We start from the raw sequence: 13,495 nt of genomic DNA, 5'->3' as shown, positions 1-13,495 counted from the left end.
AGCGTGTTTTTAGCCAAAACTCGAAGGCCCGTGTGCCGGTACGCCGCCACAACTCCGGTCCTAACACTAGCTCATGGGAGCCACTGCACAGAGCTACCCAGCAGATTACACAAAGAAGACAGGAGCGAGCAAAATGAATGATGGCAATTTGATTTTTCTCACATAAACGACCTCTGCCGGCGGCAGACATCCACTCGCAGGACGCTTAGTATCCGAACCAGGTTTCTTACAGGATGAACAGATGACAATCGATTGGGTCTGCAAACACCACAGCGATCTGGGCAAGGAGCAGTTGTACGCCATTTTGCAATTGCGCACGGAAGTCTTTGTTGTCGAGCAGAAATGCGCCTATCAAGAAGTCGATGGCCAGGACCTGGAAGGTGACACCTGCCATTTGATGGCGTGGGACGGTGATCGGTTAGTGGCGTACTTGCGTTTGCTCGACCCGGTCTCCCAAGGCGGGGACGTGGTCATCGGCCGGGTGGTGATTGCACCGCACGCGCGAGGCAAAGGGCTGGGGCATGAACTGATGGCCAACGCCTTGAAGCAGGCTGAAAAGTACTGGCCTGAGGTCCCGATCTACTTGTCGGCCCAAGCGCATTTGCAGGGCTATTACGAGCGATACGGGTTTGTCGTGGCGGGTGAGGAATATCTTGAAGATGGTATTGCGCATATCGGGATGCGCAAATCCTGAACCTGATCGTTCCCACGCTCCAGCGTGGGAACGATCAGTGCTCAGGGATACCCCAACACCGCTTTGATCTGCCCAAGATTCTGCGTGATCCAGCCCTTATCAATCGCCCCCCAACTGTGGATCTGATAACGCCCGGCATGGTTGCGAGCACCGTCCTGCTGCTCGAACTCACAGACGATATCCAGATCCGCGAGCGCCGCGATCGTGTCCTGCGCCGTGCGTCGGGGCATGCCGGTGACGTCGATGAGCGCCGGGACGCTGCTGGCCAGCTGGCTGTCGATCAGGTAAGCCACGTACAAGCGGCGGTAAAAGCTGCTCTTGGTCTTGCTCACGTCCATCCACAAACTCCTTGTCGGTAACCGTTACGAAGCCACAACGGTCTTGCCCTGCATGTCCCGGTACGTCAGGTAAATCCGCAGGTCGAATTCCAATTGGTGATAGCCCGGCAGCATGTGCTCGCAGAGCTGATAGAACGCCTTGTTGTGGTCGGATTCTTTGAAGTGTGCCAGTTCGTGCACCACAATCATGCGCAGAAATTCCGGTGCCGCGTCCTTGAACAATGACGCGATGCGGATCTCCTTCTTGGCCTTGAGTTTGCCACCCTGCACCCGCGAAATGGCGGTGTGCAAACCAAGGGCGCGATGGGTCAAATCCAGACGATTATCGAACAGCACTTTGTCGATGGCCGGTGCATTACGCAGATGCTCCTGCTTGAGTGCCAGAGCAAAGCTGTACAGCGCCTTATCGCTCTGCACCGCGTGCTTGTGTGGATAACGCTGGCTCAAATAATCGCCCAGCCGATCTTGCGCAATCAGCTGACGCACTTGCTCTTGCAAGGCAGCGGGATAAGCCTGGAGATATTTCAGCGCAGTCATGGGGCAGCAACACAGTCACGAAAGATCGCCAGTGTAGCGAATTCAGCCCTCCAGCGCGCTCCAGTCAAACGGCAGTGCAAAACGGCTGACGTCACGGGCCATCAGCGGATGCGCCACCAGAGAGCCTTGCGCGTACTGACAGCCATTGGCCTGCAACCACTGATACTGCTCGTGGGTTTGCACACCTTCAGCGATCACCAGCAAACCGAACCGCTTGCACAGATCGATAACGCTGCTGGCCATCGCTGCATCGCGCGGCGAATCGAGCAAGCGGGCAATCAGCTGCCGATCGAGTTTCAGGGTGTCAAGTTCCAGGTCGCGCAGATGAGCCAAAGAGCAGTTGCCCATACCAAAGTCATCGAGCGCGACCCGCACCCCAAGCTTGCGCAATAGCCGCAGCTGCTTGCGAGCTTCATCGAGGTTTTGCATCAAGGCGTCCTCGGTCACTTCGACTTCCAGCTGTTGTGGCCGCAAGCCATGACGCTCGAGCACCTGACGCAATTCTGCCGCCAGATTGGGCATGCCAAACTGGGTACTGCTCAGGCTCACGCTGAGCACCAGGTCGTCAGCAAAAACGCTTCCCCAGTCACGCCGCTGAGCCGCACTCTGCTGGTAGATCCAACTACCCAGACAGCTGATCAGCCGTGCCTCTTCCAGCAATGGCAGGAACAACCCCGGCGGCACGTCACCGACGCTCGGGTGCTGCCAGCGCAGCATGGCTTCGAAACCGCGCAGACGGCCGTCGGATATCGCCACCTGAGGTTGGTACACCAGGTTGAAATCCTTGTTCTCAATCGCTGAGCGCACGCTTTCTTCGAGCATCAAACGCGAACGCGCGCGACCATTCATCTCGTAATCGTAGAACCGATACTGCTGGCGCCCCGCGCGCTTGGCCTCGTACATCGCGATATCCGCAGCCCGCAGCAAGCCGTCGAGGTTGGAGCCGCAGTCCGGGTAAGTAGCGATTCCGATGCTTACCCCAAGCGCCATATCCAGGCCCCCGACTTGCTGACAAATCGACACCCGTTCAATGAGTTTCTCCGCTATTTTCGCCGCCTGTTCGGGGAACTCCAGATCGAGAAACGCGGTGAACTCATCGCCCCCCATGCGCGCCAGAATATCGAAGGAGCGCAAGCACGCCTTCAATTGCTCGGACACCCAGCGCAGCACCCGATCCCCGGCATCGTGCCCCAGGGAATCATTGACCCGTTTGAAGCCGTCAAGATCCAGATACAGCAGCACCGGCGTGGTGCCCGATCGCTCACTGCGCAGCAGCAGGTTCTCCACGGTCTGATAAAAGCCACGTCGGTTGAGCAACCCGGTCAAAGGGTCAGTGACCGCCTGGAATTCAAGCTGCTGATGCAGATGGCGCACCTCCGACATATCCAGCACGGTCACGACCATCGCCTTGTGCTCAGACGGCAGCGGCGCACACGACAATGCCACGGGCACCTGCTGGCCGGGAGCCGTGCGCAACACGGCGTCGTGCAAGCGCCAGGTGTCGCCACGGCGGTAGCCCGCATAAAGCTCCGAATCGAGCCAACGGGGCACATGAGGTTTTTGCAGAAAACTCACGAACTCCGCGCCCTGCAGCTCTGTCACCGGGGCATCGAGCAACCGCGAGATCGCCGGGTTGGCGAAGCGGATGACTCCGCCTTCATCCACCACCAGAATCCCTTCAGCCGCGTTTTCCAGCACCGAGGCATTGAATGCCCTCGCCGCCTCCAGATCATGACTCAAGCACTGCAAGGCCAGACGATTGCGCTGGTATTCCAGCAATGCCTGGACTTTGGGTTTGAGAATCTGCGGGTCGAACGGCTTGAACAGGTAATCGACCGCACCGTTGGCGTAGCCCTTGATCACGGCGTCCCGGGACTGCTCGTTGGCGGTAAGGAAAATGATTGGAGTCAGGCGGGTACGCTGGCTGTCGCGCATCAAGCGTGCCACTTCAAAACCATCCATCCCGGGCATCTGCACATCCAGCAGCACCAGGTCGACTTCATGTTCGAGTAATAAGCCCAGAGCCTCGACCCCGGAGGCGGCGGTCATTACGCACCAGTCCTGCTGCTGTAACAACGCACGCATGCTGATCAGGTTTTCAGGATAGTCATCAACGATCAAAAGGACTGAGCGGACTTCACCTGGCTTGGGCTGCGCGCATTCCATGCTGCTTCTCTTGTCTGGACGTCATTCCGGTAACCGAGGGAACACCGGACAAATAGTGAGCCTTCACTCTAGTCCCGGATCAGACAAAGCAGTAGATGTCACCACGCTATCATTTAACCAAATCCTCAGGCACCCGACTAACGGTCAGCGCTTCTGCCCCGGTAAACCGGGGTTAAATGACACACAGTCATTAAACTGACGTCAATTTTATGAAATGTCGAACCCATACGCAGGACACCGCAAGACTTGTAGGAGCGAGGCTTGCCCGCGATCGCCCGCGCAGCGGTCGCAAAACCTTACATCACGGCCCATCAGACAGAATGCGGATGCCGGATTTGCGTGCGCTTCGTCCGAACACGGCCCGACTCGTTCGCGGGCAAGCCTCGCTCCTACCAGAGCTGTGTTCCGGCCGGCAGTGCTGCTTTTTTTTTGAAACATTGATTCATCGTTACAAACGAAGTACCAGATTCAGAGCCGAATCCCGCTGGATGCTGTAATCCGACAATGTGCGTCCATCTTCCAGTTTTATTCCTGAAAAATTCAAACGTTGCTGGTCCGGGGGGATTCCCTCTTTGTCCTGGATCTTCGCTTTGACGCTCTCGATCGTATCCGACGGTTCCGTCTCTAACGGGCGCCCACAAAAAACCCGCATCTCAGCGGGTTTTTTACTAACGCTATTAAACGCTCAGGCTTAGTTGACCTTGGCGTTCAACTCACCTTTGAGGTAACGCTGGAACATCGCTTCCAGAGAGACCGGCTTGATCTTCGAAGCATTGCCCGCAGTACCGAAGGCTTCGTAACGAGCGATGCATACGTCACGCATCGCCGTCACGGTGGCGCCGAAGAATTTACGTGGGTCGAATTCGCTCGGATTGGTGGCCATCAGGCGGCGCATGGCGCCAGTCGATGCCAGGCGCAGGTCGGTGTCGATGTTGACCTTGCGTACGCCGTGCTTGATGCCTTCGACGATTTCTTCAACCGGTACGCCGTAGGTTTCTTTGATGTCGCCGCCGTACTGGTTGATGATCGCCAGCCACTCTTGCGGAACCGAAGAAGAACCGTGCATCACCAGGTGGGTGTTAGGGATGCGTTTGTGGATTTCCTTGATGCGATCGATGGCCAACACGTCGCCGGTAGGTGGCTTGGTGAACTTGTAGGCGCCGTGGCTGGTGCCGATGGCGATGGCCAGGGCGTCGACCTGAGTGCGCTTGACGAAGTCAGCGGCTTCTTCCGGGTCGGTGAGCATCTGGCTGTGATCCAGCACGCCTTCCGCGCCGATGCCGTCTTCTTCACCGGCCATACCGGTTTCCAGCGAACCCAGGCAGCCCAGCTCGCCTTCTACCGAAACGCCGCAGGCGTGAGCCATGGCTACGGTCTGTTGAGTGACACGGACGTTGTAGTCATAGTCGGTCGGGGTCTTGCCATCTTCGCCCAGGGAACCGTCCATCATGACCGAGCTGAAGCCCAGCTGGATGGAACGCTGGCAGACGTCAGGGCTGGTACCGTGGTCCTGGTGCATGCACACCGGGATGTGCGGAAACTCTTCGATCGCGGCCAGGATCAGGTGACGCAGGAATGGCGCGCCAGCGTATTTGCGGGCGCCGGCCGAAGCCTGGACGATCACCGGGGAGTCAGTCTTGTCAGCGGCTTCCATGATGGCGCGCATCTGCTCAAGGTTGTTGACGTTGAAGGCTGGAACGCCGTAGCCGTATTCGGCTGCGTGGTCCAGCATCTGGCGCATGCTGATAAGTGCCATTGGGTGTGTATCTCCCGGTCGAGGGTCGTTAATCGTGCAAGCCTGCCGTAGCGGCGGCTGCTATTCAAGTTATTGCAGATCGGGGGTTAGCCCTGGCTGCCAATCAATTCAGTCATCACGCGGTCCGTAGCAGCTGGCGAAGCCTGCGTTCGGCCGCGAAGCGGTCGTAAAATCGGTTATCCGGATTATCCTGACAAACCGAGGTGTCTGGTTCTACGACCGCTTCGCGGCCGAACGCAGCCTAGCGGCAGCTGCTACGGGTATCCGGCCTTACGGTGTTTTACATCCACGGCCGATCAAATCGTTGGTGGCGACCCAGTAAACCAGGCCTTCCTCACCTTTTATGTGAAACGCCAGCATTTCATTGCTGTACAGCGAGCCCGAGCCGCCTGGCTCAAGCTTCAGGCGATACACCTGGTCGCTGCCGCTCAGGCGTAGATCGACTTCCTTACGACTGCTATCGGTGTAACGCCAGACCACTTGCGCCTGGCTGTCACAGCTCCAGGTTGTCCAGCTATCCTGCTGCGGCGACTCGAGCAAGTGCAGGTTGGTGCAACCTGCAAGCAGCGCCAGCACCGCCACGGCGATAAAGCCTCTCATCGGTGTTCCTCGACTTGCGGCTCACCGCCGCAAGCACAGCGCGTTATTGAATCTGACCCGTCAAGGGCAACCATGTTCCATGGCCTTGGCAGGAGTCTCGTACTTATCCAGACCATCCGGTCCCGAGCGCTTGTCGATCACCGGAGCGGTTTCGGCCTGCCAATCGGCTTGGTAGCAACCTTTTTCCGGCCCACCTGCTGCAGGTTCAGGTCTGGCGGCGTTCGGAGCACTGGCACAACCGGCCAGCAAGCCCGCGACGATCAATAGCGGTAATGTCTTGACCATGTGAATGTTCCTTTTTCCGGCCAGATCAACCTTTACGCTTTCGCGCGGCTTTCCAGCACTTCAACGGCTGGCAGCACTTTGCCTTCGACGAATTCGAGGAATGCGCCACCACCGGTAGAAATGTAGGAGATTTGCTCGGCAACGCCATATTTATCGATGGCTGCCAGGGTGTCGCCACCGCCAGCGATGGAGAATGCCGAGCTGTCGGCGATGGCCTGGGCCAGGACTTTGGTGCCATTACCGAACTGGTCGAATTCGAACACGCCGACCGGGCCGTTCCACAGAATGGTTTTCGACGACTTCAGCAGTTCAGCGAAATGCGCTGCGGTTTGTGGACCGATGTCCAGGATCATGTCGTCTGCAGCTACGTCAGCGATCAGCTTGACGGTCGCGGCGGCGCTTTCAGCGAATTCCTTGGCAACCACCACGTCGACCGGCAATGGCACGCTGACTTTTGCAGCGATGGCACGGGCGGTGTCCAGCAGATCCGGCTCGTACAGCGATTTGCCAACCGGGTGACCGGCCGCAGCGAGGAAGGTGTTAGCGATGCCGCCACCAACTATCAGCTGATCGCAGATCTGGCTCAGGCTGTTCAGCACGTCGAGTTTGGTCGAGACCTTGGAACCGGCAACGATGGCCGCCATTGGCTGGGCCGGGGCGCCGAGGGCTTTGCCCAGTGCGTCCAGTTCGGCCGCCAGCAACGGGCCAGCGGCGGCGACTTTGGCGAATTTGGCTACGCCATGGGTCGAACCCTCGGCACGGTGAGCGGTGCCGAAGGCGTCCATCACGAACACGTCGCACAGGGCGGCGTATTGCCGGGCCAGTTCGTCAGCGTTCTTTTTCTCGCCTTTGTTGAAGCGCACGTTCTCGAACAGCACGATGTCGCCGGCCTTGACGTCAACGCCCCCCAGGTAGTCGGACACCAGCGGCACTTCACGGCCCAGGGCCTTGCTCAGGTAATCAGCAACCGGCTTGAGGCTGTTCTCGGCCGAAAATTCACCTTCGGTCGGACGGCCAAGGTGCGAGCAGACCATCACGGCCGCGCCTTTTTCCAGGGCCAGCTTGATGGTCGGCAGCGAAGCCAGGATTCGCGCATCGCTGGTGACAACACCGTCCTTGACTGGGACGTTGAGGTCTTCGCGGATCAATACGCGCTTACCTTGCAGATCGAGGTCGGTCATCTTCAACACGGTCATGGGTCGCATTTCCTGGGTTACTGCTGTTGAGAAGCAGAGAGTGGAGAGTCAGGTTTTGGAGTAGCGGTGTGCAGATAGTGTTCTGCAACATCCAGCATTCGGTTGGCAAAACCCCATTCGTTGTCGAACCAGGCCAGCACGTTCACCAGCCTTGGGCCGGAAACGCGGGTCTGACTGGCATCGACGATCGCCGAATGTGGGTCATGGTTGAAATCACAACTGGCGTGAGGCAATTCGGTGTAAGCCAAAAGACCTTTGAGCGGGCCGCTGGTAGCCGCCTCGCGCAGGATCCGGTTGACCTCGGTGGCGTCAGTGTCAGTCACGGTTTGCATCGTGATGTCGAGGCAAGACACGTTGACCGTCGGCACGCGTACGGCTTTGGCCTGAATTCGCCCGGCAAGTTCCGGCAGCAGGCGTTCGATACCTCGCGCCAGACCAGTGGACACCGGGATCACCGACTGGAACGCCGAACGGGTGCGGCGCAGGTCTTCGTGGTGATAGGCGTCGATCACCGGCTGGTCGTTCATTGCCGAGTGAATCGTGGTGATAGACACGTAGTCCAGACCAAAGGCCTGATCCAGCAGACGCAACAGCGGCACGCCGCAGTTGGTGGTGCAGGACGCGTTGGAGACCAGCAATTCATCGCCGGTCAGGCAATCCTGATTGACGCCGTAGACGATGGTGGCGTCGACATCCGCTTCACTGGCCATCGGCTGGGAAAACAGCACGCGCGGCGCGCCGGCGTCGAGGAAACGCTGGCCGTCTGCGCGGGTGTGATAAGCGCCGGAGCACTCCAGCACCAGATCGACGCCAAGCGACACCCAATCGATGCCTTCTGGGGTGGCACTGCGCAGGACCTTCACGCAGTCGCCATTAATATGCAGACAATCACCGTCGACCCTCACCTCTCCGGGAAAACGCCCATGGGTGGAGTCGAAGCGTGTCAGGTATTCGATGCTGGCCATATCAGCCAGATCATTGATCGCAACAATTTCAAACCCGGCGCTCGCCCCTCGCTCGAACAAAGCACGCAAGACGCAACGACCGATCCGGCCGTAGCCGTTGAGTGCAACTTTGTAGGGACGCGGTTGAGGCATGGGGTTCTCGATAATGCGCAGCAGACGAATTCTGTAAACAACACGGACCTGTAGCAGCTGGCGCAGCCTGCATCCGGCCGCGTAGCGGTCGTAAAATCAGGCACCGCGCTCCAATTGAAGATACGCGCTGTCAGGTTTACGACCGCTTCGCGACCGGACGCAGCCTTCGGCAGCTGCTACAGGGGATCGCGGCAGCCAGTGGCTACCGCGTCCGCGTTTTTTAGTCTTCCAGCAGCTCTTCAGCCTGACCCAGGATGTTTTCCAGGGTGAAGCCAAACTCTTCGAACAAGGCTGGCGCAGGCGCCGACTCGCCGTAGGTGGTCATGCCGATGACGCGACCTTCCAGGCCCACGTACTTGTACCAGTAATCCGTGTGAGCAGCTTCGATGGCGATACGGGCGCTGACCTGCAACGGCAGAACCGCTTGCTTGTAGCCGGCATCCTGAGCATCGAAGACGCTGGTGCATGGCATGGAAACCACACGCACCTTACGGCCAAGTTCTGTCAGTTTGTCGAAGGCTTGAACCGCCAGACCGACTTCGGAACCGGTTGCGATCAGGATCAGCTCAGGCTCGCCTGCGCAGTCCTTGAGCACGTAGCCACCACGGTTGATGTACTCAATCTGCACGGCATTACGGGTTTGGTGCTGCAGGTTCTGACGCGAGAAGATCAATGCCGACGGACCGTCGTCGCGCTCCAGCGCACATTTCCAGGCCACGGCCGATTCAACGGCATCGGCCGGACGCCAGGTGTCGAGGTTCGGCGTGCAGCGCAGGCTGGACAGTTGCTCGATCGGTTGGTGAGTCGGGCCGTCTTCGCCCAGACCGATGGAGTCGTGGGTGTAGACGTAGATTACGCGTTGCTTCATCAGCGCCGACATGCGCACTGCGTTGCGGGCGTATTCCATGAACATCAGGAAGGTCGCGCCGTAAGGCACCAGACCGCCGTGCAGCGTCACGCCGTTCATGATCGCGCTCATGCCGAACTCGCGAACGCCGTAATACATGTAGTTGCCGCTGGCGTCTTCAGCGCTGACGCCTTTGCAGCCTTTCCACAGGGTCAGGTTGGAACCGGCCAGGTCAGCGGAGCCACCCAGCAGTTCCGGCAGCATTGGACCATAAGCATTCAAGGCATTCTGGCTGGCTTTACGGCTGGCGATGGTTTCGCCTTTGGCCGCCACTTCAGCGATGTAGGCCGCAGCTTTCTCGGAGAAGTCCTCTGGCAGCTCGCCACTCAGGCGACGGATCAGTTCGTTGGCCAACTCCGGGAAGTCTGCAGAGTAAGCAGCAAAACGCTGGTCCCACTCGGCTTCGGCAGCACGACCGGCTTCTTTGGCGTCCCACTCGGCGTAGATGTCGGCCGGGATTTCGAACGGCTCGTAGTTCCACTTCAGGGCAGCGCGGGTCAGAGCGATTTCATCGGCCCCCAGTGGTGCGCCGTGGCAGTCTTCCTTGCCTTGCTTGTTCGGCGAGCCGAAGCCGATGGTGGTCTTGCAGCAGATCAGCGTCGGTTGCTCGCTTTTGCGTGCGGTTTCGATCGCAGTCTTGATTTCGTCCGGGTCGTGGCCATCGACATTGCGGATCACTTGCCAGTTATAGGCTTCGAAACGCTTAGGGGTGTCGTCAGTGAACCAGCCTTCAACTTCGCCGTCGATGGAGATGCCGTTGTCATCGTAGAAGGCGATCAGTTTGCCCAGGCCCAGAGTACCGGCCAGGGAGCAGACTTCATGGGAAATGCCTTCCATCATGCAGCCATCACCCAGGAACACGTAGGTGTGGTGGTCGACAACGTTGTGGCCTGGACGGTTGAACTGCGCCGCCAGGACTTTTTCCGCCAAGGCGAAACCGACAGCGTTGGCCAGACCCTGGCCCAGCGGGCCGGTGGTGGTTTCAACGCCCGGGGTATAGCCGTATTCCGGGTGACCCGGGGTGCGGCTGTGCAGCTGGCGGAAGTTTTTCAGGTCATCGATCGACAGGTCATAGCCGGTCAGGTGCAGCAGCGAGTAGATCAACATCGAGCCGTGGCCGTTGGACAGGATGAACCGGTCACGGTCGGCGAACGATGGATTGCTCGGGTTGTGCTTGAGGTAGTCACGCCAAAGTACTTCGGCGATATCCGCCATACCCATAGGGGCACCGGGATGGCCGCTGTTGGCTTTTTGCACGGCATCCATGCTGAGGGCACGAATGGCGTTGGCACGCTCACGACGGCTGGGCATCGCTGATCTCCTGGGGGCTAAATAAAACGAAACGGAAAAAAGGCGAGCATTTTCCCCCAGCGGACAGCCTTGGGGCAATGACAGATAGTCACTCAAGCGACTTTTTCCTGTGGATAAAGGCCCAATCTCTTGGTGAAACCATTCCGCTGTTCATTTGTAGCGTGAACCCAAGCCCTTGAAGTGCCATTTATCGAGCAATATCAAAACTTTTTGATATTGCTCTTGCGAGGATTTCGCACCCTCACTAGACTGCCAGCCCTATGAACCTGCGCGTACCTTCCATTCGCCATGACGAATCCGATGAGCTGGCTGCCCTGTGCAAAGCCGGCGGCGATCCGTTACGGCTGAATGTATTGCGTGCGCTGGCCAACGATTCGTTCGGCGTGCTGGAGCTGGCACAGATCTTCGCCATCGGCCAATCCGGCATGAGCCACCATTTGAAGGTGCTGGCCCAGGCTGACCTGGTGGCGAGCCGCCGCGAAGGCAACGCGATTTTCTACCGTCGTGCCCTGCCCCACACCGAGCTGCTGGGCGGCAAGCTGCACGCAGCCCTGCTCGATGAAGTGGACAACCTGACCCTGCCTGCCGATGTGCGGTCGCGGATCGGTCAGGTCCATGGGCAGCGGGCCGCGGCCAGCCAGGACTTCTTCTCACGGGTTGCGGAAAAATTTCGTGCCCAGCAGGACTTGATCGCCGGGTTGGCGCAATACCGCGAAAGCGTACTGGCGCTGCTCGACAAGCTGAGTTTCGACAGTGGCGCCACGGCCATTGAAGTCGGGCCCGGCGACGGCGGTTTTCTGCCAGAGCTGGCGCAACGTTTCAGTCAGATCACGGCGCTGGACAACAGCCCGGCGATGCTCGAACTGGCACGTCAGGTCTGTGAGCGTGAATCCCTGACTAACGTCAGCCTGCAATTGGCCGATGCATTGAATGGCGTAAGCCTTCAGGCCGATTGCGTGGTGCTGAACATGGTGCTGCACCATTTCGCGGCACCGGCCGAGGCACTCAAGCACATGGCCAACTTGCTGCAACCAGGCGGTAGCCTGTTAGTGACAGAGTTGTGTAGCCACAATCAAAGTTGGGCCAGGGAGGCCTGCGGTGATCTTTGGTTGGGTTTTGAACAGGACGATTTGGCCCGTTGGGCCACCGCTGCGGGACTCGTTCCCGGGGAAAGCCTCTATGTAGGCTTACGTAATGGTTTCCAGATCCAGGTACGCCACTTTCAGCGACCGGCTGGCGACACTCACCATCGGTAAATTCAGGAAACCATCGAGATGAGCGAATATTCCCTTTTCACCTCCGAGTCCGTGTCTGAAGGGCATCCGGACAAAATCGCCGACCAGATTTCTGATGCGGTGCTGGACGCCATCATTGCTGAAGACAAGTTCGCCCGTGTGGCGTGCGAGACTCTGGTGAAAACCGGCGTAGCAATCATCGCTGGCGAAGTCACCACTTCGGCCTGGGTTGACCTCGAAGACATCGTCCGTAAAGTCATTATCGACATCGGTTACGACAGCTCCGACGTCGGCTTCGACGGTGCGACCTGTGCCGTGATGAACATCATCGGCAAGCAGTCGGTAGACATCGCCCAGGGCGTTGACCGCAGCAAGCCGGAAGACCAGGGCGCCGGCGACCAGGGCCTGATGTTCGGCTATGCCAGCAACGAAACCGACGTGCTGATGCCAGCACCGATCACCTTCTCTCACCAGTTGGTGCAGCGCCAGGCTGAAGCCCGTAAATCCGGCCTGCTGCCGTGGTTGCGCCCGGACGCCAAATCCCAAGTCACCTGCCGCTATGAAAACGGCAAGGTCGTGGGCATCGACGCCGTCGTTCTGTCGACCCAGCACAACCCGGAAGTATCTTACAAAGACCTGCGCGAAGGCGTGATGGAGCTGATCGTCAAGCACGTGCTGCCAGCCGAGCTGCTGCACAAAGACACCCAGTTCCACATCAACCCGACCGGCAACTTCATCATCGGCGGCCCGGTTGGCGACTGCGGCCTGACCGGCCGCAAGATCATCGTCGACACTTACGGCGGCATGGCTCGTCACGGTGGTGGCGCATTCTCCGGTAAAGATCCATCGAAGGTTGACCGCTCTGCGGCCTACGCCGGTCGTTACGTGGCCAAGAACATCGTCGCTGCAGGCCTGGCCGAGCGTTGCGAGATTCAGGTTTCCTACGCCATCGGCGTTGCTCAGCCGACTTCGATCTCGTTGAACACCTTCGGCACCGGCAAGATCAGCGATGAAAAAATCATCAACCTGGTCCGTGAATGCTTCGATCTGCGTCCATACGCAATCACCACCATGCTCGACCTGCTGCACCCGATGTACCAGGAAACCGCAGCCTACGGCCACTTCGGTCGTACGCCGGAAGTGAAGACCGTCGGCAACGACACCTTCACCACGTTCACCTGGGAACGCACCGACCGCGCCGAATCCCTGCGCGCTGCTGCCGGCTTGTAATCGTTCTTCCGCTACACCTAAAGCCCCGCACGGTTCGCCCTGCGGGGCTTTTTTGTGCCCAGACCGACACACCCGGAAAGACACCGACTCGCTCACCAGCGCTCTCCATCACCGCAGCTGACCTAGCCTTAAGCATCCCACCC

Annotated in this window: 13 protein-coding genes; 3 read left to right on the top strand and 10 right to left on the bottom strand. The window is 58.9% G+C overall.

Annotated features, from left to right (window positions below; all coding sequences use genetic code 11):
- The first annotated feature begins 241 nt into the window (after positions 1–241).
- The gene (locus AC07W5_RS02780; RefSeq protein WP_494990652.1) at positions 242–694 is read left to right on the top strand and encodes a GNAT family N-acetyltransferase; all 453 of its coding nucleotides are present in this window, start codon (positions 242–244) and stop codon (positions 692–694) included.
- A 41-nt stretch (positions 695–735) separates the two neighbouring features.
- Here AC07W5_RS02780 and AC07W5_RS02775 read toward each other — a convergent pair whose 3' ends face one another.
- From AC07W5_RS02775 to tkt, 10 genes are all read right to left on the bottom strand, one after another.
- Positions 736–1,032 (bottom strand): winged helix-turn-helix domain-containing protein, encoded by a 297-nt coding sequence (locus AC07W5_RS02775; protein WP_494990653.1) that lies wholly within the window; start codon positions 1,030–1,032, stop codon positions 736–738.
- Positions 1,033–1,056: 24 nt separating this feature from the next.
- Positions 1,057–1,569 (bottom strand): M48 metallopeptidase family protein, encoded by a 513-nt coding sequence (locus AC07W5_RS02770; RefSeq protein ID WP_494990654.1) that lies wholly within the window; start codon positions 1,567–1,569, stop codon positions 1,057–1,059.
- Between the two features lie 42 nt (positions 1,570–1,611).
- A complete protein-coding gene (locus AC07W5_RS02765; protein ID WP_494990655.1) occupies positions 1,612–3,735 on the bottom strand; it encodes a putative bifunctional diguanylate cyclase/phosphodiesterase in 2,124 nt (707 codons plus the stop codon).
- Between the two features lie 448 nt (positions 3,736–4,183).
- Positions 4,184–4,387: a ubiquitin-like protein gene (locus AC07W5_RS02760; RefSeq protein WP_494990656.1), complete on the bottom strand. Its 204-nt coding sequence runs from the start codon at positions 4,385–4,387 to the stop codon at positions 4,184–4,186.
- Between the two features lie 39 nt (positions 4,388–4,426).
- Positions 4,427–5,491, bottom strand: coding sequence for a class II fructose-bisphosphate aldolase (gene fba, locus AC07W5_RS02755; RefSeq protein WP_123426473.1), 1,065 nt, complete (start codon positions 5,489–5,491; stop codon positions 4,427–4,429).
- A gap of 270 nt (positions 5,492–5,761) precedes the next feature.
- The gene (locus tag AC07W5_RS02750) at positions 5,762–6,091 is read right to left on the bottom strand and encodes an MliC family protein (protein ID WP_495022742.1); all 330 of its coding nucleotides are present in this window, start codon (positions 6,089–6,091) and stop codon (positions 5,762–5,764) included.
- Positions 6,092–6,151: 60 nt separating this feature from the next.
- Positions 6,152–6,376, bottom strand: a complete 225-nt coding sequence (locus AC07W5_RS02745; RefSeq protein WP_494990658.1) for a hypothetical protein — start codon at positions 6,374–6,376, stop codon at positions 6,152–6,154.
- A gap of 32 nt (positions 6,377–6,408) precedes the next feature.
- Positions 6,409–7,572 (bottom strand): phosphoglycerate kinase, encoded by a 1,164-nt coding sequence (locus AC07W5_RS02740; RefSeq protein ID WP_494990659.1) that lies wholly within the window; start codon positions 7,570–7,572, stop codon positions 6,409–6,411.
- 17 nt (positions 7,573–7,589) lie between these two features.
- Positions 7,590–8,669 carry an erythrose-4-phosphate dehydrogenase gene (gene epd, locus AC07W5_RS02735; RefSeq protein WP_494990660.1) on the bottom strand — a complete coding sequence of 360 codons (1,080 nt, stop codon included), beginning with the start codon at positions 8,667–8,669 and terminating at the stop codon, positions 7,590–7,592.
- Positions 8,670–8,889: 220 nt separating this feature from the next.
- Complete coding sequence (tkt, locus tag AC07W5_RS02730) at positions 8,890–10,887, bottom strand: transketolase (protein WP_494990661.1); 1,998 nt, start codon at positions 10,885–10,887, stop codon at positions 8,890–8,892.
- 260 nt (positions 10,888–11,147) lie between these two features.
- Here tkt and AC07W5_RS02725 point away from each other — a divergent pair, with 260 nt between their 5' ends.
- Positions 11,148–12,143 carry an ArsR/SmtB family transcription factor gene (locus AC07W5_RS02725; RefSeq protein ID WP_494990662.1) on the top strand — a complete coding sequence of 332 codons (996 nt, stop codon included), beginning with the start codon at positions 11,148–11,150 and terminating at the stop codon, positions 12,141–12,143.
- An 18-nt stretch (positions 12,144–12,161) separates the two neighbouring features.
- Positions 12,162–13,352, top strand: coding sequence for a methionine adenosyltransferase (gene metK / locus AC07W5_RS02720; RefSeq protein WP_494990663.1), 1,191 nt, complete (start codon positions 12,162–12,164; stop codon positions 13,350–13,352).
- The last annotated feature ends 143 nt before the right edge of the window (positions 13,353–13,495 follow it).

This window comes from Pseudomonas sp. GW821-FHT01E05 (assembly GCF_059422425.1).
This window is presented reverse-complemented; position numbering and strand designations above follow the sequence as displayed.